The sequence below is a fragment of the Collinsella sp. An2 genome (assembly GCF_002160065.1).
Lineage (GTDB): Bacteria > Actinomycetota > Coriobacteriia > Coriobacteriales > Coriobacteriaceae > Limicola.
In genome coordinates, this window is sequence record NZ_NFJW01000006.1 from 25,391 (window position 1) to 44,763 (window position 19,373).

Genomic DNA, 19,373 nt, shown 5'->3' on the forward strand with positions numbered 1-19,373 from the left:
GGGCGCGTGTGGGAGCATTGTAGCGCACGGCCACCCATGTCCGCCGCCGACGGACCTGCTGCGGATTCCTTGCGCACATTTAGCCTGCAGCCCCGCTCCGTGAGACGCGCGGGGCGCGACGCGTTAAGATGGGGCGGTGCCGCTTCTCAGCGGGGCGGCCGACATATGAACCAGGAGACGGCCGGCGCTCGTACCGCCGGGTCATCAAAGGGAATCAGGTGCGAATCCTGAGCAAGGGCCATTACTGTGTGCGCGGCCTCACCGCGCGAGCCAGACTGCTTTGCCGTCCCCTCTCGGCCCTCGAGGCCGTGGCGCCGACCTTCCGTGAACCCCGGAGGGACCGCACATTCAAGAGCCGCGTCGGCATGGAGGCCGGCGGGCGCTTCGTCCTGTGCGCTCTCCGACCGGTCGAAGAGCGTTTTTCGTATGCGCGAGACGTCCCGTGAGCCCGTGCGACCGCACGGGCGGACCCCATACGCACAAAGAAAGGACGAAGCCATGGCCAAAACCAGCATGACTCGCAGAAACCTGGTGAAAGGAGCGACGGTGGCAGGCGTCGGAGCCGCCGCCGCGATGCTCGCCGGCTGCGCCAACGACGCCGCACAGACGGCCGCGCAGGCCGCCGTCAAGCCCGTCATCCTCGTAACGAGCTTTGGCACGAGCTATGCCTCGAGCCGTCACAGCACGATCGGGGCGATCGAGTCGGCGATCCGCGAACGCTTCCAGCCCACGTATGACGTGCGACGCGCGTTCACCTCTGACACCATCATCGACATCCTCAAAGAGCGCGACGGCATCTCCATCGACAACGTCGACGAGGCGATCTCCCGCTGCATCGACGACGGGGTGCGCACCCTGGTGGTCCAGCCCACGCATCTCATGGAGGGCTACGAGTACACCGACCTCGCCGACGCGCTCGAGAAGGTGCGCGACAGCTTTGACGACGTGGTGCTCGGACGGCCGCTTCTCGACACGCAGGAGGACCTCGACGCCGTCGCCGACGCGCTGACCGAGGAACTCGCCGACTACGACGACGGATCGTGCGCGCTCGTCCTCATGGGGCACGGCACCGAATCCGACGCGAACGGTGTCTACGCCGCCCTGCAGAAGACCTTCGACGCCCGCGGGCAGCACCAGTTCTTCGTGGGCACGGTTGAGGCCGAACCCACCTGCGACGACGTGATCCGCGCGGTGACCGAGGCCGGCTATACGCGCGCCGCGCTCTCCCCGCTCATGGTCGTCGCCGGCGACCATGCAACCAACGACATGGCTGACCGAAACGACCCCGAGTCCTGGGTCTCGCGCTTCGAGGCGGCTGGCATCGAGACCACCTGCATCCTCGCCGGCCTGGGTCAGTACGCCGGCATCGATTCAATCTACGTCGACCACGTCTCGGCTGCCATCGACAGCCTGAAAGGATAGGTATTCATGAAGCTCACCTACGGCGCGTGCGCGCTCACCCTTATCGTCGCTCTTTCCGGCTGCAGCGCTCAGCCAGCAGCGACAAACGGTTCCGCGCCGGCGGCCACAGGCTCCGCTGTCGTATCCACAGGCTCCACGGACGCGTCCTCCAGCGAAAAGACGACGCCCATCACGGCCGACATGCTCGTGCCGGGGTCCTATGAGATCGACGTCGACTCGAGCTCCAGCATGTTCCGCATCGTCGCAGCGACGCTCGACGTGACGAACGACGGCATGACCTGCACCATGACGCTTTCGGGCACCGGCTACGAGAAGCTCTATATGGGCACGGGCGAGCAGGCCGCCGCAGCCCCGGATGAGGACTGCTCGTACTTCGTCGAGGGCGCCGACGGCTCCTACTCCTACACCGTCGCGGTTCCCGCCCTGGACAGCGACGTCGATTGCGCGGCGTTCAGCATCCGCAAGCAGAAGTGGTACGACCGCGTGCTCGTGTTCCGCTCCGACAGCCTGCCGGCAGACGCCTTCGCAGCCAACGCCTAATCGAAAAACGAGGATCCCCATGATGCGCGCCTCCACGACTAGAGCCCCCTTTGCACGCCTCGCATGCGTCGCGCTGCTGGTGCTCGCCTTGCTGACAGCCGTCGGATGCACCTCGGCGCCTACAGCCGACGGTACGCCCGCCGATGGCTCCTACCAGGTATCGCTTGAGCTTGAGGGCGGCTCCGGCAGGGCGACGGTCGAAAGCCCTGCCGAGGCGCGTGTGGAGGATGGGCGCATCACGCTTGAAGTCGTGTGGTCGAGCTCGAACTATGACCTCATGGTCGTAGACGGCGTCGAATACGCGCCCACCTCGACCGAGGACGGCTCGACCTTCGAGATCGCCGTGCCCGCGCTCGAAGGCAACGTGGCGGTCGAGGCGCGGACCACCGCCATGGGCGACCCGCACCTCATCTCCTACACCCTGCACCTTGGCGATGCTGGCGACGAAAACCAAGGTGCCTCTACGGCAAGCGATGGGGACGCGATCCTGGTCGCCGACTACCACAATCCCGATCTGGGCTGTGGATGGGCGCCTGTCTCGTCGCTTGACCTCTCACACGCGAAGAACTTCACAGTCGATGACTACGAGGGCGGCTATCGGCTCATCTGCATTGCCGATGGCAGCAGGTACCTGCTCGTTCCCGAGGGCAAGCAGGCTCCGGAGGGCCTTGCCTCGGACATCCGCGTCGTCGCGCAGCCGGCAGACCAGGTCTATCTGGTGTCGTCGGCCGTGGCGTGTCTTGTGGATAAGATCGATGCGCTCGACCATGTGGCCGCGACCTCGGTAACCCCTCAGACCTGCTCGGTCGAGCGCCTGAAGGACGCCATCGAAGACGGGTCCATCCCCTATGCGGGCCGCTACAACACCCCCGACTACGAGGTCATCACCGAAGCCGGCTGCACGCTCGCCGTCGAGAACACCATGATCTACCACACGCCCGAGGTTCGCGAAAAGCTTGAAGACCTGGGAGTCACCGTCCTCACCGAGCTCTCGAGCCGCGAGACCGAGGTCCTGGGACGGCTGGAGTGGGTCAAGCTATTCGGCGTGCTCTTCGGACGCGAAAGCGAGGCGACGAGCTTCTTCAACGAGGCTTGCGAGCGCATCGAGCAGGTCTCGGCGGACGAGCCGAGTGGCAAGACGGTGGCGTTTTTCTACATCAACTCCAACGGAGCGGCCGTGACCCGGCGCTCGAACGACTACGTATCGCAGATGATCGAGCTCGCCGGCGGCACGTACCTCTTCTCGGACCTCCCCGGCGATGACGGGACCTCGTCCTCCACCGTCACGGTCGAGATGGAACAGTTCTATGCCATGGCCCGCGATGCCGACATCATCATCTACAACGGCACGACCGACGACAGCATTGACGCCATCGACGACCTCGTGGCCAAAAACCCGCTGCTCGCACAGTTCCGCGCCGTACAGAACGGCCAGGTGTGGATCTGCAACCGCAACATGTACCAGCAGATGGCAGACTCGGCCGACATCATCGAAGAGCTTCACGCCATCGTCTCCGGCAACGCGGGGCAGCTTGCCTACTTCCGCAAGATCTCGTAGCACAGCGCGTCGCAGCGCGGCACGTGGACCGAATCCACAGGCGCGGGCGGCCGGGTTCAGCCTCCTAGAGACGCAACCCGGCCGTACGTGGAGCCGAAAGCACGATGCAAGCCAGCACGACAGGCAGCCTTTTGTGCCGGTTTGCTCAAGTCGGCAAGCGAACGACACGCCGGCGAAAAGATGGCCTATCGTAGTGCAGCCAAGAAGTTGCGCCGCATGCAATCCATGTGACCGGTTACCGAAAGGCATAGGAAGGCACAGATGACCGATACGCTGACCATGCGCCGCGCCCTCCCCGAAGAGGCGACGCGCGTACTTGAAATTCTTGAAGACGGCAAGCGCTCAATCGCCCGCTTCGGCATCGAGCAGTGGCAGTGCGGCTACCCCAACCTGGACTCCGTGCAGGGAGACCTTGCCCAGAACGCCTGCTATGTCGCCGTCGACCATGAAGGGGAGCTTGTGGGCACGCTCGCCCTCCGGCTTGACGTCGACCCCGAGTATTCGATTGCCAACATTCCCTGGCTTACCCCGAACCCCACGGAAGAGCCCGTCCCCTACGCTGCCATCCACCGCTGCGCGACCGCCGCGTCTGCGCTCAAACGGGGGGTGATGGGCTTCCTGTTTGCTGCCGCCGAGGACGTCGCGCGTGGAGCGGGTCGCCAGAGCATCCGCATCGACACACATCCGGGCAACCTGGCTATGCGTGGCTTTTTGGAGCGCAACGGCTTTACCGAGCTTGGGCGCTTCGAGCTTGCCACCAAGGGCGACCAGGAGACCGATGTCGTGCGCATCGGCTATGAAAAGCTGCTGTAACGTCCCTTACGTGAGACCTCAGATTGCGGGAACGCGCCCGCTGGAAGGAAGATGAGCACCATGCAACGGCTGTATCTCATGCGACACGGCCAGACCGAATACAACCTCAAGGGCCTCGTGCAGGGTCACTGCGACTCGCCGCTCACCCAAAAGGGCATCGACGAGGCACGCGAGGCGGCGCGATGGCTTGCCGACCAAAACGTCGAGATCGGCTATGCATGCTCCTCTCCCCTCGGGCGCGCCCACGACACCCTGAGCATCGTGATCGATGAGAATCCGGCGTTTGCGAGCGTCCCGCGAGCCGACGAGCCCGGCCTCATCGAGCGCTGCTACGGCACCTACGAGGCAGGCCCGATGGCCGACATGCCCATCAGCCCGTGGAACCCCCACGACGAGCTCGTGGCATGTGGCGGCGACCGTGAGCTGGATGCGCGTAAGCGCATCGTCGAGGCGCTTACGCGCGCCATGGACGAGCACCCCGGCCAAAACGTGCTAGCGGTCGCGCACGGGGCGATCATCACGCAGTTCAAACTCGCCTGGGAATCCCGCGCAACATGCCCCCAAGACGTCTTCTTGGGCAACTGCTGCATCCTTGTCTTTGATTACGACCCCAAGGACCACACGTTCACCAACACCCGCATCGTGAACCAGGCGGACCAGGCCTAAGCTCGAGCCAAGACTCCGCCGCAAGGCGCCCTTCTGATTCCCCGCGGGCGTGGTCCTCGGCTTCGCCTGCGGGAAACGCCCGCGGGGAATCAGAAGGGCGCCAACCGGAATGTCCGCTATCGGCGCTTCCCATGGGAGTTGCGCCAAATCTCGCGGCCCAGCATCAACGCGAGCACGAGCGCCGACAGATATCCTAGAAACCCGATAACGGGGATGCCGAAGATGACCGGCTCGATCTTTGCGTAATACACCACCGACGACCCGATGAACAGGCCGGCGATGACGATGGCCATCGAAGCGCGGTCCACGATGCCGCCCACATGGCGCAGCACCTCTTCCGAGCCCATGAGCTCCGTGTTCACCTTGAGCTGCCCGCGCGTGAGCATGCGCGAGGCAAGGCCCAGGTACTCCGCAGCCTCAAGAGATCCCTTGACCGCGCGGCCGGTCCCCGAGACCAAATCGCGCAGGGCCTGCTCGGCGCGCTCGAAGGAACTCGTCTCGTTGGCAATGTGTTCCGAGATAATCTGGATCATGTTCACGTCGGGCATGTACTCGGAAAGCAGCCCTTCAAGTGTGACCATGCCGCGTGCGAACATGGTGACCACGCTGGGTAGTTCGATCTCGTTTTTGCGTGCGAGATTGATAAGGGCGGTCAGGAAGCGGCCGATATCAAGATCTGCCAGGTCGCGTCCACCGAAGTCCTGCACGATATAGTCGAGGTCCGTCAGAAACGCGGTGTGGTCGATCTGAGAGGTGTCCCCACGCGAGACGGCAAAACGCATGAAGGCATCTTTGAGGCGCGGCACATCGTTTTGCGCCACGGCAAAGATGATCTCTTTCACCACGCCGCGGTCATGGGAGGACATGCGGCCAACCATCCCCAAATCGATAAAGTAAATCACGCCGTCCGAAAGGATGATGTTGCCGGCGTGGGGGTCGGCATGGAAGAAACCGTCGTCGAGTACCTGCGTCGCATAGTCGTCGACGATTCTCGACCCAATGTCGCGAAGCTTGTATCCCGCTTTTTCCAGCCGCTTGGGCTCGGCAATCGAGATGCCGTCGATGTAGTCCATGACCACGATGTGCTCGGTGCAGAGGTCAAGGTAGGATCGAGGGCACGAGATGCCCCAGGCACTCGCATGAAACGCATGGAATTCGTCGAGGTTGCGTGCCTCCATGAGGAAGTTGGTCTCCTCGCGGAAGGACTGCCACAGCTCTTCCACCACGTCGCGCAAATCGACGATCTGGTCGGTCTTGATGAAGCGCGACACATGCCGGGCCAGCGAGCGCATGATGTCGATGTCCTGTGCCATGACCTGCTGGGCGCCGGGTCGCTGGACCTTTACGGCCACGTCCTCGCCGGAAACGAGGCGCGCGCGATGCACTTGGGCGAGCGAAGCGCTGCCAAGCGGATTGGGATCGATGGCGTCGAAAAGATCTCCCAGCTTCTTGCCGTATTCCGCTTCAAGGCACTCCAGAACCACCGGATAAGGAACCGGCTCCACGTCGGTGCGCAGACGGCGCAGCTCATCGCAGAAACGCTGCGGCAGGATTTCAGAGCGGTTGGCAAGAATCTGCCCCATCTTGACGAACATGGGGCCAAGCTCCTCGAGCAGGCAGCGCAGACGCACGGGGGTGATGTTGTTCCAGACCTCGTATTTACGCGCCAGGCGGAAGATCTCTGCGATGCGCTTGCGACGGCCGGCAAAGCTGAGCTGGTACTTCTCCGTCTCAGCCATGACCTCGGGCTCTTCGGGAAACTCGTCCACCGCCCGTTCACGATGGAGCATCGAGCGCGAGGGGATGAACGGCTCATCCTCGGTAAAGCCGGGCTCCTCGGGAATGAGGGGCTCGCGATGTGTCTCAGGCTTGCCGGCATCGATAGGCATGTGCTTAAGCGTCCTGTCCGTCCGTGCTCGAGGCGTCCGCCGCGTCCGCATCGGGCTGCGCGGTTTCCTCGGAGTCCTCCTCGACCGATTCGACCTCGACGGTGACCGTCGCATCGTCAACCGAATCGACGAGGTCGCGCACATGAGCCAGGAAGGCGGTGCGCTCCGCCATGGTAAGCGTGCGCACGCGGGCCAAGATCAGCTCGTCGAGCACGCGCTCGGCAACAGTCGAACCCTGGGAGCTCAGACGCTCGGTCACATCGCTAAACGCCCCGCCGGCCCGCACAAACACGTCGGACATGGAGCGCGCGAAATCGGACGTCGGCTTCTCGCTGCGAACCTGCTCGCCCTTGGCGTTGAAGTCATCCAGAACTTCCTTGCCCTTCTCGGCCGCAGTCGCAGCCATGCCGATGCCGATATTGACCATGTTGTTGACGAGGTCTTCGAAAGTCGTGGCCATGGTGTCTCCTTTTTCTGCTGGAAGCCGGCGGTGCTGGGCCGGCCGGCGTTTCCCTCCTTGTACCCCATTGGCTCACAGCATAACGAGGCGTGCGGACAGACGGCGCGCCCCGCTGCGGGGCCGCCGTGTGCCGACGGCCCCGAACAGAGCTCGCTATCGCTCGTTGTCGGACATCGCGAAGCCGTTTTTCATGGCGCAGCTCGTGGTATAGAGCACGCTCGCCAGCAGCCCCTCGGTCTCTTTCTTGAGCGTCGCCGCCATGCGCTCGTTGGCCTTTGCCAGAGCGGCAGGGACCTCGGCGGCGGGCAGGTCGGCCACGGCCGCATCGGTCTCGCGCAGCATCTTGTGGCCGAGCGCCCCTACCGTTTCCTGATACCGTTCGACCGCGGCGGAGTTCTCGTGGAAACGCGCGTCGGCAAGCGCCGCGATCACACGGTTCGCCCAATAGAAGCTCTCTGTGGTCACGCGCGCCGTCGTGTTGGACAGGTACTCGGGAGCCTCGTCGACGTTGCCATAGAAGGGCACGAGGGCATTGAACGGATTGGACCCGAAGGCCATCCACTGCACGGCGCGCGAGGACTCGGGACGATACGGACGAATCTGCAGCACCGCGAGCTGGCCGTTGCGGTTGATGCCGATGGGGCGATACATGCCGCGCGTCGCGTCGGTGCCCGCCTTGCCATACGGGTCGTAAGGTGTTCCCTGGTAATGGGCCGAAAGGACATACTTGACATCCTCAATGGTGAGTTTGCGCTCGGGAACGCGCGACCACGGAATGTTGTCGGACTCGGGACGCAGCGGCGCGGCTGGGCCGTCCCAGCGATCGCTCGGGTTGAGACAGCGCTGCATATACCAGGCGCGAGGCGTGTTGTATACGTGGTCCGAATCGCTGTGCGAGCCAAACGCGTCACGCGGATTGAAGACCGAACCTCCCTTGGCGGAGCGCTCCGCAGAGAATCCGACCCGTGCGCTGGAAAGCGTCAAGTCCAGGTGGTTCTCGGCCATCCAGGAGCGCAGGTCGGGGCTCGCCATGTGCTCTCGCGCCTCACCCTCGGCGTCTGCAAGGTCAAAGGAGTCGATGCCCAGCTGGTTGGGCATGGTCACATAGGCGTCGTCGGGCACGCGCTTGGCGATCCAATGGTGACCGCCCACGGTCTCGAGCCACCAGATCTCGTCCACATCGGAAAACGCGATGCCGTTCATCTCGTAGGTGCCGTAGCGCTCGAGCAAGGCGCCCAGGCGGCGCACGCCGTCACGAGCGCTTGTCATATAGGGCAGCACGAGGGTGACCATGTCCTCCTCGCCGATGCCGCCGGGCACCTCGGGGACATAGCCGTCCTCGCCTTCGGTGCCCCTGGCGGGCGTGTAGACCACAAGCGGGTCCGCGCCCAGCACGCGCTCGTTCGAGGTGATGGTCTCGGTCGCGGTCATCGCCACGTTGCGCTCGTTGAAGCCCGCGGCCGCCCACACGCCGTGACCCGGCAGAGCGTCCGGAACGGAGGTGTAACGCATGGGCTCCTCGGGAAGCTCGATCGTAAGATGCGACTCGACGCTCGTATAGACGCGCGGCTGCTCCTCGCGGCTCACGACGTGCATACGCTTGGGCTCGAACTGCCCGTTGGGCGAGTCCTCGTTGCGGGCGATGATGGTCGACCCATCATAGCTGGCGTTCTTGCCGATCAAGATGGTGGTACATGCCATGGGGTTCCTCCTGAGATCGAAGTCATACCTTCCACAGGGTAGCACGCAGACACCCCCGACACGCGAAGAGAGGTACCTTGCAGACGTGGTCGGGCTGCGCGGAAACGCTCTGTCGTCGGCGGATTGCAATCTGTCAAATTCATGCATGAGGCGGCGCGTCCCGGGGTATGATGCCCAATCAGTGTGCCGCGACCGCGACACACCGCATGAGCCCCGCGCGGGGCCTACGAAGAAAGGGTTAGCATGGCTACCGGTACGCTTAAGAAATCGTTCTTCCGTGAGAAGGGGTATGGCTTCATCGAGCCGGACGAGGCTCCGGAAAACGCTCCTCATTCCGACGTCTTCGTGCATTTCAGCGCCATTCAGATGGATGGCTACAAGTCTCTCGACGAGGGCGATCGCGTTGAGTATGAGGTCGGTCCGGGCAAGAAGCCGGGCGAGACACAGGCCCTCAACGTGAGGAAGATCGGCTAAGCCGCTGCAGCGCTAAACGGGACGTCCCCTCAAGCTTCTGAGCTCAGATCAAAAGCTGGCGTGGGACGCCCCGTTTTGTTTTCTTTCCCGCATAGCCGCTCGATACAATACTCAAGTTGGCTGAAGTCATGTCCGTGCGTTCTCTCGAGCTAATTCTCCGGACATCTCCTCAATACATCAGCTCAAGCCGTCCATAAGCAACTCCCGCGCCAACGATGACGCAGCATGCTCGCAAAACACTGACGATGGTGCTATGAGCAAAAATGGGCATAATTATCACTGATCTTTCTCAACGGGACCGCATGCGCTCCTTCAAAGGCATTGTAACCGCATGTAACAACGCATCCATATGGAGGTGTTGGTATGCCAGCAATTTCGATGTTCTATGGCATCATCATCTACATGTACTACCAAGATCACGTACCGCCTCATTTTCATGCGCGCTATCAAGACGAAGAAGCGTGCTTCACCTTTGACGGAGAGCTTCTACAAGAAGAGTTTCCGACCAAGCAGAAGAAACTCGTAGCAGCATGGGCCGTACTCAACACTGACGAGCTCAACGCAAACTGGGAACTGGCTCGCAACAAACAGGAGCTTTTCAGAATCCGCCCGCTGTAGGAGTCGCCATGAAGTATCACGTCACGCTTGCCAAAGCTATTGACAACTCAACCCTCTACCTGGAATTCCAGGACGGACGCCACGGAACATACGATATGGCGCCGCTCATTGGGAAAGGCGTGTTTGCCAAACTCTCCAGCCCTTCGGAGTTCGCTTCCGTTTGCTCGGATGGCTTCACGGCGGTCTGGCCGTGCGGTGTGGACATAGCGCCGGAAGAGCTCTATGAGAACTGCGTTGTATGCTGAGCACTCGTCACAATATGCCTTGAGGCCTGCCCCGCTCGTGCGAGACAGGCCTCTTCTCTTTTGTAATACTGCCGCGTAAGCACATTTACAGATTCGCAGGGGGTTCCATGCCCAGATGGTCGTAGGCGGCAAGCGTTGCCATGCGACCGTTTTTGGTGCGCACCATGAGGCCGCGCTGCAGCAGATAGGGCTCGTAGACGTCCTCCAACGTGGCCGGGTCCTCTCCCACCGCGCTCGCCAGGGTGCTCAGACCCACCGCCCTTCCGCGGAACGTGCGCGCCAGCGTCTCGAGGATGCGGATGTCCATCCAGTCCAACCCCAGCTCGTCGATCTCGAAGAATTCAAGTGCCTCGCGGGTGATCGGAAGGTCGATGTCTCCCCCGCCGCGCACCTGCGCGTAGTCGCGAACGCGCTTGAGCAGACGGTTTGCCAGGCGCGGCGTGCCGCGTGAGCGCGAGGCGATCTCTTCGGCGGACTCCTGATCGATACGCACGTTGAGAATCGTCGCCGAGCGGGTCACGATCTGGGCCAGGTCGCGCACCGAATAATAGTCCAAGCGAAACGAGATGCCGAAGCGGTCACGCAGGGGACCTGTAAGCATGCCAGAGCGCGTCGTCGCGCCCACCAGTGTGAAATGGGGAATTTCCAAGCGAATGGAGCGCGCCGCCGGCCCCTTGCCAATCACGATGTCGAGCGCGAAGTCTTCCATCGCGGGATAGAGCACCTCCTCAACCGAATGGTTGAGACGGTGAATCTCATCGATGAAGAGCACGTCTCCGGGCTGGAGATTGGTGAGAATCGCGGCGAGGTCGCCCGTCCGCGCGATTGCCGGGCCCGACGTAGTCTTGATCTGCGAGCCAAGCTCGTTGGCGACCACGGTGGCCAACGTCGTCTTGCCCAGGCCCGGCGGGCCCGAGAAGATCACGTGGTCCAGGCACTCCCCGCGGCTCTGCGCCGCTTCGATGAGGATGCGCAGGCTTTCTTTGATATGGTCCTGTCCGCAGTAGTCGTCCAGGCGCTGCGGGCGTAGCGATCGCTCGACATCCAGGTCGTCGCTCGTCAGGCTGCCCGTGACAAACCGATCGCCATGCGCCCCGCCGTGGGAAACGGCAGAGCCGGAGCTTGTCGGAACGTCCTCCCACAGGTCTCGCGAGTCATCGGCTTCCCACATCATGCTCCCATTCCCAGTCGCTTGAGCGCGGCGGCGAGGATATCCTCGACCCGCATGTCACGGCCATCATACCCCTCGAGAGCAAGGTCTGTCTCCTGCGGGCTGAAGCCCATGGAGAGCAGCGCCTCGCGCGCATCGCCGAGCGCGTCCGAGGAGGCGGCCCCGATGGGAAGCTGCCCGGCGGCCGGAACGGCCTCCCCGGCCAGGCCGCGGTCTTTTGCAAAGGTGCCCTTGAGCTCCAAGATCAAGCGCTGTGCCGTCTTCTTGCCCACGCCGGGAACCGTCGCCATGGCCTTGGCGTCCTCCGAGAGCACGACGGTGTAGAGCTGTCCCACCGTGAACTTAGAGAGAACCGACAGCGCCAGGCGTGGCCCGACGCTCGAAACGGAGACGAGCCGGTCGAACACGGTGCGCTCTGCCGCGGTCGAGAACCCAAAGAGCGACACGACGTCGTTCGAGATGCGCATCCGCGTATAGAGACGGACCTCTTCACCGGGTGTGGGCAGCGCGGCGGCCGTCGTACCCGAAATGCCCACCTCGTAGCCAACACCCCCTACGTCCAGCACAGCGGTGGACATGGTGGCTTCCAGCAGCGTTCCACGCAGTTGAGCGATCATGAGTACGGATTCCCTTTCTCTTGCACGAACCGGCCGTTCGTGAGCTCCGCCGTGGAGCAGCGGTGGGCATGGCAGATGGCGCAGGCAAGGGCGTCGGCCGCATGGTCAGGACGAGGATCGTGGTCCAGGTGCAGCAGGTTGCGCACCATATATATAACCTGTCGCTTGTCGGCGGCGCCGGTGCCTACGACGTCCTGCTTAATCTGCATGGGCGTATACTCGCCCACCTCGAGCCCCGCAAGCGAACAGGCCACGAGCGCCGCCCCGCGCGCATGCGCCGTCGGAATGGCCGAGCGCGTGTTGGCACCAAAAAAGATGCTCTCGATGGCCGCGACGTCTGGATGATAGCGCCGCGCGACCGCGGCGAGCTCATCGACAATGTGCCTGAGACGCGGCGCGAGCTCTTGATCGGTGGTGGTGTGGATGCACCCGTAGGCACGGCAGCGGCATTCGCCCCGGCGCTCCTCGACGATGCCCCAGCCGGTGTTAGCCAGGCCGGGATCGAGACCCAGAATGACCACGGGCACCTCCTTCTCGCATGCCATGCGCGGTGCAGCCGCACATCTTCGAACATCTGTTCTACTATAGCATGACCGATGTGCGCGCGCCTAGTTCTGCGAGAAAAACGGGAAATTCCGGTCAGGATGCGGCACCTCGAAACCGCCCGCAGCCGAGGGACGCCCATCGGACGGCCCTTCTTGGCCCGCATGTTCGATTATGCGGTTGATGGCCTCTTGCACCTGTCCTTCAAATCGCTGAAGGTTCTCGCGAATCTTTCGCTGCCCCTCCTCGGATTGCAGGTGCTCGAGCTGCTCGGGCGTGATGCCCAGCATGTCCCCGATGAGCCCCATGACCTCGCCGCGCACGCGCTCTCCGTATTCGTCACCCTTTTTAGAGATGCGGCCGAGCTCCTCCCTCGCAAGCGCATCGACCCCGCGCGGCTCCTCGCCGTGACGTCCCAGGTCGGACCAGGCAAGCGATGAGGGCCACAGACGCTCGGAAAACGAGCGACCCGACACGATCGGCGCCATCGGCAGCATGCGGCGGGCATACTCCCCCTGCCGCACCAACACCAGCAGCAGCGACACGGCTTCGCGGTCGGTCTCCACCAACGGTAGGTCCTCAAAGGGCAGGTTGCGGTCGACATGGGCCTCAAGGATGCCATCGACCTGGCTGGGCTCGAGCGGCGTGAGGACGCGTGCGATGTGGTCCGCCCACTCGGTCTCGTCCCAACCACCCCTCATGGCGCGCGCAAAGGCCTCCGAGAGCGCATGCTCGACGGCGTTCAGCGTGACGAGCCGAGCCGGAACCGCAGCGCCCGAACGGTTGCGCACGCGCGCCAGGAACTCCAGATTCGACAAATACACGTCGCCGAACGGCGCCATGACGCCACGGTATGCGGACGCGAGGGCGGGCGCCGAGATGGCGGCATCCGTCTTGGTGATCGACGAGACTGGCAGAGCATGCTCCTGGCGCGCGAGGTCCTCCAGCAGGATGCCCTCGGCCTGCTCGCGCAGCAACGGCTCCTCCCGACGCGTCAGGGTGCGGTCGGCAAGCGCGGCGGTGTCCGGCGCCTCGTGCTCGACAAGGCGGATATGCAGATTTGTGGCAAGTGCCCGCACCTGCTCCACACGCTCCCGCTCCTCGGCCTCCTGTGCCGGCGTGAAGACTTCCGAGCGCTCGACGAGCAGCCCCACCACGTTGCGGGGGCCGAGCGCATCGACGCACAGCGCCGCGGCAAGCGACGAAGACAAATCCCCTGCGAGCACCAGCGCGGCGCGATGGCAACCGCGGGCAGCAGCGGTGTCACGAACGGCGAGCACGAGCGCCTCCCAGAGCCACTCCTCGCGACGGTACTGCGGCAGCTCGTGCGTCTCGATGCACGGCAGCTGCATCCCACGGCGCACCTCCTGCACCAGCAGCGCTTCCTCAAAGCAAGGCGCTGCGGCCACGACGCGACCTGCCTCGTCCATCACAAACGAGCCGCCGGTATACACCGCCTCGTCGAACGCGCCGACCGGGGCCATGCAGGCCAGCCAGACCCCCGCATCGGCCACCTTGCGACGAAAATGCCCGTCGGCAACCGAAGCGACGGCGCTCGACGACTCGTCGTGCACGTCGAAGGCATTCGCCTGGAAATAGACGACGATGTCGCAGCCGCGCGGCAAGAGCTCGAGGTCCCGGCGGGCGTCAAAGGTCACCGCGATGCGCGTGCCCGCGACGTCGAAGACCGGCGGCGCCCACAGGTCGTCGGAGTTCTGCTCGCGTCGATAGGCAAGCATGGTGCGGGCGGGAACTGCATGTCCCCTATCCAAAACGAAGACCTCGAACAGCGGTGCCCCTCCGTACGAGACCATGGCCGGCACGAGCGCCACCACGCCCAGATCTTCCAGACGGGTCGCCAGGCGCTCCAGGCTGCACACGAGCTCGTGCTCGTAGTTGGTGGCGTCGATGAGCCCGCCGGGCATGATGCCGCCAAGCAGCGGGGCGGGGACGCAGAGCAGGTCTGCCCCCTGCTGCTTCGCGAGAACAGCCTGACTCTCGACCCGGGCGCAGATACCCTCGATATCGCCAAGGCGCATGTCAATCTGCGCGAGCGCGATGTTCACCGACGCCACCATCCTTTCGAACGCGAAAAGGGGTCGCCCGAAGGCGACCCCTCGTTATAGCAACCTTACTCCAACCGGGGGCGCGACGGTACGCCGAGACGCGGTTTGGTCGGGCTGACCTTCCGGCGGACCTCAGCGCTCCGTCAAGCGGTCTGCTGCAGGCTGCATGGCCTTTAGAACGACTTCTTCCACAGGCCGTGCAGGTTGCAATAGGCGTACACGGTACCCGTCTTCATGCCGCCGGCGAAGAAGGTGGCAGGGGTCTGGCCCGGTTTGAGCTCGTGGACCTCCAGACGGCCGTCCGCCTCGAGCGCGATCCACTCGATATAGTGCTCGTCGAGCATGGGATGCTCGACCTCGCCCACCGTCACGTGCACCACGTGGCCGTCGCGCTGCAGGTCGACAACAGGCACGTGCTTTTCCTGAGCGGCGTCGACCGAGTTCGCCTCGATAGCCTCGAAGCCCTGCGGGGCGGGCGCGTCGGCCTTCAACGCCGCGAATAGATTGCCCTGAGAGTCCTTGTAAAACGTTGCCATGATCGATATCCCTTCAAGATATAAACGGTCTGTCTACAATCCCTTCCAGTATTCCCCTCATGCATGTCAGCTAATCTCGCGCGGGTCAGACCACACCCCCTCCACCCACGGCACGCGCCCGCGCCCGCCGGCGTCGCGCCATGAAACAGATGCCACCTGCCCGTACATAGCAGCGACGACAACCGCCTACCGTCCACCGCTTTTTGACATCCATCCCTTCGCATGTCCTCAAATTCTCTATACAATCATCACTATTGGACTTCGCGCCCCTGCGGCGCCGCCCCCAAGAAGCCGGGCGACGCCTCCAGGCGCGCGGGAGAGGACGGTCTATGGGATTTCGCTCCTGGTTGCGCGAGCGCTTCTCGCGCATGGCACGGCGCCGTGGAAACAGGCGGGCCCGTCCGCCACGAGGATCCGCGGCACCGCATGTGGAGATGATCGCGCCCGGCTGCCCCGCGGCCGATTGGGAAGAGCTGCCTGCATACCTCCCCGTCGACCCGGCAGGTCACAAGGTGGCGTGCATCGTCGCCGCCGCCATCGCTGCCGGCGAGCACGCCGAGAGTAACCTCGTGCTGCGTCGGATAAGCGTGGCAAACCCCGAGTACACGCGCGTGGCGTGCATCGCCACCGCTTTGGGCGCGGGGGCGCTGGAAACAAGCTCGTTCACGATTAAACGCATCTATCGAAAGAAAGTGACGGAGAACACCCATGCTGCGTAAATTCAAGATTTCTATCGACGGGACCCAGTACCTTGTGGAGATGGAGGAGATCGGCGCGCCGACCCCCGCTCCCGCAACCCCTGCCGCCGCGCCCGCACCGGCACCTGCCGCCCCGGCGGCGCCTGCTGCTCCCGCAGCCCCCGCCGCACAGCCGGCTCCGGCTCCCGCTACCGCCGAGGCCCCGTCGGCATCCGCGCCCGCAGGGGCGCACGTCCAGGCTGCCCCCATGCCCGGCAAGATCATCGACATCCACGTCAACGTGGGCGACGCCGTGACCGCCAACCAGCGCGTGATGGTGCTCGAGGCCATGAAGATGGAGAACGAAATCGTCGCCGAGAAGGACGGCGTCATCGCTTCCATCAACGTCGCCAAGGGCGACATGGTCAATCCGGGCGACACGCTCTTCAGCATCGAATAACCAGGCTTCGTGTGCCGGCGCCGCGCATCTCGTCGCGGCGGCATGCGACCGACAGGAGGATTTCCGTTGGAAGTTTTGATTGAAGGAGTGATGGGGCTCGCAGCCGAGCCGGGCCGCATCGTGATGATGGTCATCGGCTGCATACTCATGTATCTCGGCATCAAGAAGGAGTACGAACCGACGCTCCTCGTTCCCATGGGACTCGGCACCATTCTGGTGAACATCCCCAACTCGGGCGTGCTCTCGACAGGAGGCGCCGACGGCCCGTTCCAGGTGCTCTTCAATATGGGTATCGAGACCGAGCTCTTCCCGCTGCTGCTGTTCATCGGCATCGGCGCGATGATAGACTTCGGCCCGCTGCTCTCGAACCCGTTCCTGCTGCTCTTTGGCGCCGCCGCCCAGTTTGGCATCTTCTTCGTCATCATCGTGGCGACGCTTCTGGGCTTCGACATCGCCGACGCGGCCTCCACAGGCATCATCGCCGCGGCGGACGGCCCCACCTCGATCTTCGTTGCGAACTCGCTGGGGTCGAAATATATGGGTGCGATCATGGTGGCGGCGTATTCGTACATGGCCCTCGTGCCCATCATCCAGCCCATCGCGGTCAAGGCCGTCACCACCAAAAAAGAGCGTCGCATCCGCATGACCTACAACCCGCGCGCGGTCTCCAAGACGGCCAAGATCCTCTTCCCCGTCATCATCTGCGTGGTCGCCGGCCTCGTTGCCCCCGACTCGCTGCCACTCGTGGGCTTCCTCATGTTCGGCAACCTGCTGCGCGAATGCGGCGTGCTCAACAACCTGTCCAACACCGCCCAAAACGAGCTGGTGAACCTCATCTCGATCCTGCTGGGCCTGTGCGTCTCCGTGCGCATGCAGGCGGGCGAATTCCTTCAGGTCGACACCCTCATCGTTATGGCGCTCGGCCTCGTGGGCTTCGTCATGGACTCCGTGGGCGGCGTCATGTTTGCTAAGCTGCTCAACCTGTTCCGCAAGGAGAAGATCAACCCCATGATCGGCGCGGCGGGCATCTCGGCCTTCCCCATGAGCTCGCGTGTGATCCAAAAGCTTGCCACCGAAGAGGACCCGCAGAACTTCATCCTCATGCAGGCGGCGGGCGCGAACGTTGCCGGCCAGATCGCCTCGGTCGTCGCCGGCGGCTTGATCTTGGGCCTGTTGCTCTAAAAGGAGGCGTGACACATGTCTGAGAACCTGGTGATCGCCGTAGAGATCCTCGGCCTGGGCTGGGGCGGCATCTTTCTGGTGATGTTCGTCATCTACCTTGTCTCCCTCGTGCTCTCGCGGATGTTCCCGCCCGAGAACGAATAACCTCGCCACCTTGAAGGAGGTGCAACCCATATGACCCGCAAGATCCGTTTCATGGAGACCATCCTGCGCGACGGCCAGCAAAGCCAGATCGCCACGCGCATGCCCATCGAGGACATGATCCCCATGCTGGAGCCGCTCGACTCGTGCGGCTTTGAGGCGCTGGAGGTCTGGGGCGGAGCGACGTTCGACGCCTGCCTGCGCTACCTCAACGAAGACCCCTGGGAGCGCCTGCGCATCATCCGTGAGCACGTGAAGCACACCAAGCTGCAGATGCTGCTGCGCGGCCAGAACCTGCTGGGCTACCACAACTACGCCGACGACGTCGTGGAGGCCTTCGTCAAGAAGTCCGTGGAAAACGGTATCGATATCCTGCGCATCTTCGACGCGCTCAACGACACGCGCAACCTGACCACCTCGATTCGCGCCGCCAAGGAGGCCGGCGGCGAGGTGCAGGCCGCCATTTGCTACACCACGAGCGACGTACACACCATCCGCTACTTCGTGTCGCTCGCAAGCGAGATGGAGCGCGCCGGCGCGGACTCGATCTGCATCAAGGACATGGCCGGCGTTCTCACGCCCGACGTCGCATACGACCTGGTGCGCGAAATCAAGCAAGCAACCGACCTGCCGCTTCAGGTACACACCCACGGAACAGCCGGCATCGCCCAGATGACCTACCTCAAGGCCGTCGAGGCTGGCGCGGACATCATCGATACCTGCCTGTCCCCCTTCGCCGAAGGCACCTCGCAGCCCGCGACCGAGTCGCTCGCCATCGCGCTCGACGCGCTGGGCTACGACACCGGGCTCGACGTGGACGGGCTCGACCGCATCGCGAAACACTTCGCGACGGTGCGCGACCGCTTCATCGCCGACGGCGGACTGAACCCCAAGGTGCTCGAGGTCGAGCCCAAGGCGTTGCTGTACAAGGTGCCGGGCGGCATGCTTTCAAACCTCATCAGCAACCTTGCCGACCTGGGCGCGAGCGACCGCTATGGCGAAGTCCTGGCAGAGGTGCCGCGCGTCCGCGCCGAGCTGGGTTATCCTCCGCTCGTGACGCCGCTCTCGCAGATGGTGGGTTCGCAGGCCCTTATGAACGTACTTTCAGGCGAGCGCTACAAGGTGGTTCCGAAAGAGATTCGCGACTACGTGCGCGGTATGTATGGGCGGCCCCCGGTATCCATCTCGAAGAGCATTCGCCGACAGATCATCGGTGACGACGAGGTCATTTCCTGCAGGCCGGCGGACCTTATCGAGCCGCAGCTGCCCCGCCTTCGCGAAGAGATCGCCTGCTACGCACGCTCTGAGGAAGACGTGCTGTCCTACGCTCTCTTCCCCGAGCAGGCTCGCGACTTCCTGGGGCGCCGCGAGGACCCGTTCTACGATGTGCCTGTACAGGAGGTCAACGTCACCATCGACGTACGATAGCCAGCAACGGCGCTCGCCTCTTCGGGCGGCCTCAGAGCGACGTGGCTCTATCGCCGATGATCGAACATGAAAACCGCGCGGCTCGCAGCCTTTGTATGGGCTGCGAGCCGCGCTCGTTTACGACAAAGGCCGCCGTGGCCTTTATAGAGCGTCCCGCCGCAGCCCG

General features: G+C 63.7%; 21 protein-coding genes and 1 riboswitch. Of the genes, 13 read left to right on the plus strand and 8 right to left on the minus strand.

What is annotated here, in order from left to right; all coding sequences use genetic code 11:
* Positions 1 to 161 precede the first annotated feature (161 nt).
* Positions 162 to 303: riboswitch (cobalamin riboswitch) on the plus strand.
* 243 nt (positions 304 to 546) lie between these two features.
* From B5F33_RS05265 to B5F33_RS05285, 5 genes are all read left to right on the plus strand, one after another.
* Positions 547 to 1,422 (plus strand): sirohydrochlorin cobaltochelatase, encoded by an 876-nt coding sequence (locus tag B5F33_RS05265; RefSeq protein ID WP_239284842.1) that lies wholly within the window; start codon positions 547 to 549, stop codon positions 1,420 to 1,422.
* A 6-nt stretch (positions 1,423 to 1,428) separates the two neighbouring features.
* Complete coding sequence (locus B5F33_RS05270; protein WP_087410756.1) at positions 1,429 to 1,962, plus strand: hypothetical protein; 534 nt, start codon at positions 1,429 to 1,431, stop codon at positions 1,960 to 1,962.
* A gap of 19 nt (positions 1,963 to 1,981) precedes the next feature.
* Positions 1,982 to 3,520, plus strand: a complete 1,539-nt coding sequence (locus B5F33_RS05275; protein WP_087410757.1) for an ABC transporter substrate-binding protein — start codon at positions 1,982 to 1,984, stop codon at positions 3,518 to 3,520.
* 261 nt (positions 3,521 to 3,781) lie between these two features.
* Entirely contained in the window at positions 3,782 to 4,333 is a 552-nt protein-coding gene (locus tag B5F33_RS05280; protein ID WP_087410758.1) for a GNAT family N-acetyltransferase, read from the plus strand.
* Positions 4,334 to 4,393: 60 nt separating this feature from the next.
* Positions 4,394 to 4,999 (plus strand): histidine phosphatase family protein, encoded by a 606-nt coding sequence (locus B5F33_RS05285; protein ID WP_087410850.1) that lies wholly within the window; start codon positions 4,394 to 4,396, stop codon positions 4,997 to 4,999.
* Positions 5,000 to 5,115: 116 nt separating this feature from the next.
* Here the strand turns inward: B5F33_RS05285 and B5F33_RS05290 are convergent, their stop codons facing one another.
* The 3 genes from B5F33_RS05290 to B5F33_RS05300 all read right to left on the minus strand — a co-directional run bounded on the left by B5F33_RS05290 (position 5,116) and on the right by B5F33_RS05300 (position 9,049).
* Positions 5,116 to 6,789: an AarF/UbiB family protein gene (locus B5F33_RS05290; RefSeq protein WP_239284860.1), complete on the minus strand. Its 1,674-nt coding sequence runs from the start codon at positions 6,787 to 6,789 to the stop codon at positions 5,116 to 5,118.
* A gap of 103 nt (positions 6,790 to 6,892) precedes the next feature.
* On the minus strand, positions 6,893 to 7,348 hold the full coding sequence (locus tag B5F33_RS05295; protein WP_087410760.1) for a hypothetical protein: 456 nt from the start codon (positions 7,346 to 7,348) through the stop codon (positions 6,893 to 6,895).
* A gap of 153 nt (positions 7,349 to 7,501) precedes the next feature.
* Positions 7,502 to 9,049, minus strand: coding sequence for a C69 family dipeptidase (locus B5F33_RS05300; protein ID WP_087410761.1), 1,548 nt, complete (start codon positions 9,047 to 9,049; stop codon positions 7,502 to 7,504).
* A 243-nt stretch (positions 9,050 to 9,292) separates the two neighbouring features.
* Between B5F33_RS05300 and B5F33_RS05305 the strand changes: the two genes are divergently transcribed.
* The 3 genes from B5F33_RS05305 to B5F33_RS05315 all read left to right on the plus strand — a co-directional run bounded on the left by B5F33_RS05305 (position 9,293) and on the right by B5F33_RS05315 (position 10,386).
* A complete protein-coding gene (locus B5F33_RS05305) occupies positions 9,293 to 9,523 on the plus strand; it encodes a cold-shock protein (RefSeq protein ID WP_087410762.1) in 231 nt (76 codons plus the stop codon).
* 363 nt (positions 9,524 to 9,886) lie between these two features.
* Positions 9,887 to 10,141, plus strand: a complete 255-nt coding sequence (locus B5F33_RS05310; RefSeq protein ID WP_087410763.1) for a DUF4160 domain-containing protein — start codon at positions 9,887 to 9,889, stop codon at positions 10,139 to 10,141.
* A gap of 8 nt (positions 10,142 to 10,149) precedes the next feature.
* Entirely contained in the window at positions 10,150 to 10,386 is a 237-nt protein-coding gene (locus B5F33_RS05315) for a DUF2442 domain-containing protein (RefSeq protein WP_087410764.1), read from the plus strand.
* 85 nt (positions 10,387 to 10,471) lie between these two features.
* Here B5F33_RS05315 and ruvB read toward each other — a convergent pair whose 3' ends face one another.
* The 5 genes from ruvB to B5F33_RS05340 all read right to left on the minus strand — a co-directional run bounded on the left by ruvB (position 10,472) and on the right by B5F33_RS05340 (position 15,319).
* Entirely contained in the window at positions 10,472 to 11,557 is a 1,086-nt protein-coding gene (gene ruvB / locus B5F33_RS05320) for a Holliday junction branch migration DNA helicase RuvB (RefSeq protein WP_087410765.1), read from the minus strand.
* Positions 11,557 to 12,174 carry a Holliday junction branch migration protein RuvA gene (gene ruvA / locus B5F33_RS05325; RefSeq protein WP_087410766.1) on the minus strand — a complete coding sequence of 206 codons (618 nt, stop codon included), beginning with the start codon at positions 12,172 to 12,174 and terminating at the stop codon, positions 11,557 to 11,559. Before ruvA ends, ruvB begins: the two co-directional genes overlap by 1 nt.
* Entirely contained in the window at positions 12,171 to 12,695 is a 525-nt protein-coding gene (gene ruvC, locus B5F33_RS05330; RefSeq protein ID WP_087410767.1) for a crossover junction endodeoxyribonuclease RuvC, read from the minus strand. Before ruvC ends, ruvA begins: the two co-directional genes overlap by 4 nt.
* A gap of 87 nt (positions 12,696 to 12,782) precedes the next feature.
* Positions 12,783 to 14,783 carry a nitrilase-related carbon-nitrogen hydrolase gene (locus tag B5F33_RS05335; protein WP_143757947.1) on the minus strand — a complete coding sequence of 667 codons (2,001 nt, stop codon included), beginning with the start codon at positions 14,781 to 14,783 and terminating at the stop codon, positions 12,783 to 12,785.
* A gap of 173 nt (positions 14,784 to 14,956) precedes the next feature.
* Entirely contained in the window at positions 14,957 to 15,319 is a 363-nt protein-coding gene (locus B5F33_RS05340; protein ID WP_087410768.1) for a desulfoferrodoxin family protein, read from the minus strand.
* 329 nt (positions 15,320 to 15,648) lie between these two features.
* Between B5F33_RS05340 and B5F33_RS05345 the strand changes: the two genes are divergently transcribed.
* The 5 genes from B5F33_RS05345 to B5F33_RS05365 all read left to right on the plus strand — a co-directional run bounded on the left by B5F33_RS05345 (position 15,649) and on the right by B5F33_RS05365 (position 19,207).
* Positions 15,649 to 16,038, plus strand: coding sequence for a hypothetical protein (locus B5F33_RS05345; RefSeq protein ID WP_087410769.1), 390 nt, complete (start codon positions 15,649 to 15,651; stop codon positions 16,036 to 16,038).
* Complete coding sequence (locus B5F33_RS05350; RefSeq protein WP_087410770.1) at positions 16,028 to 16,456, plus strand: biotin/lipoyl-containing protein; 429 nt, start codon at positions 16,028 to 16,030, stop codon at positions 16,454 to 16,456. The genes B5F33_RS05345 and B5F33_RS05350 overlap by 11 nt, the downstream gene beginning before the upstream one ends.
* A 66-nt stretch (positions 16,457 to 16,522) precedes the next feature.
* Positions 16,523 to 17,638: a sodium ion-translocating decarboxylase subunit beta gene (locus B5F33_RS05355; RefSeq protein ID WP_087410771.1), complete on the plus strand. Its 1,116-nt coding sequence runs from the start codon at positions 16,523 to 16,525 to the stop codon at positions 17,636 to 17,638.
* A gap of 15 nt (positions 17,639 to 17,653) precedes the next feature.
* Positions 17,654 to 17,782 (plus strand): OadG-related small transporter subunit, encoded by a 129-nt coding sequence (locus B5F33_RS11080; protein ID WP_087410772.1) that lies wholly within the window; start codon positions 17,654 to 17,656, stop codon positions 17,780 to 17,782.
* 30 nt (positions 17,783 to 17,812) lie between these two features.
* Positions 17,813 to 19,207, plus strand: a complete 1,395-nt coding sequence (locus B5F33_RS05365; protein ID WP_087410773.1) for an oxaloacetate decarboxylase subunit alpha — start codon at positions 17,813 to 17,815, stop codon at positions 19,205 to 19,207.
* The last annotated feature ends 166 nt before the right edge of the window (positions 19,208 to 19,373 follow it).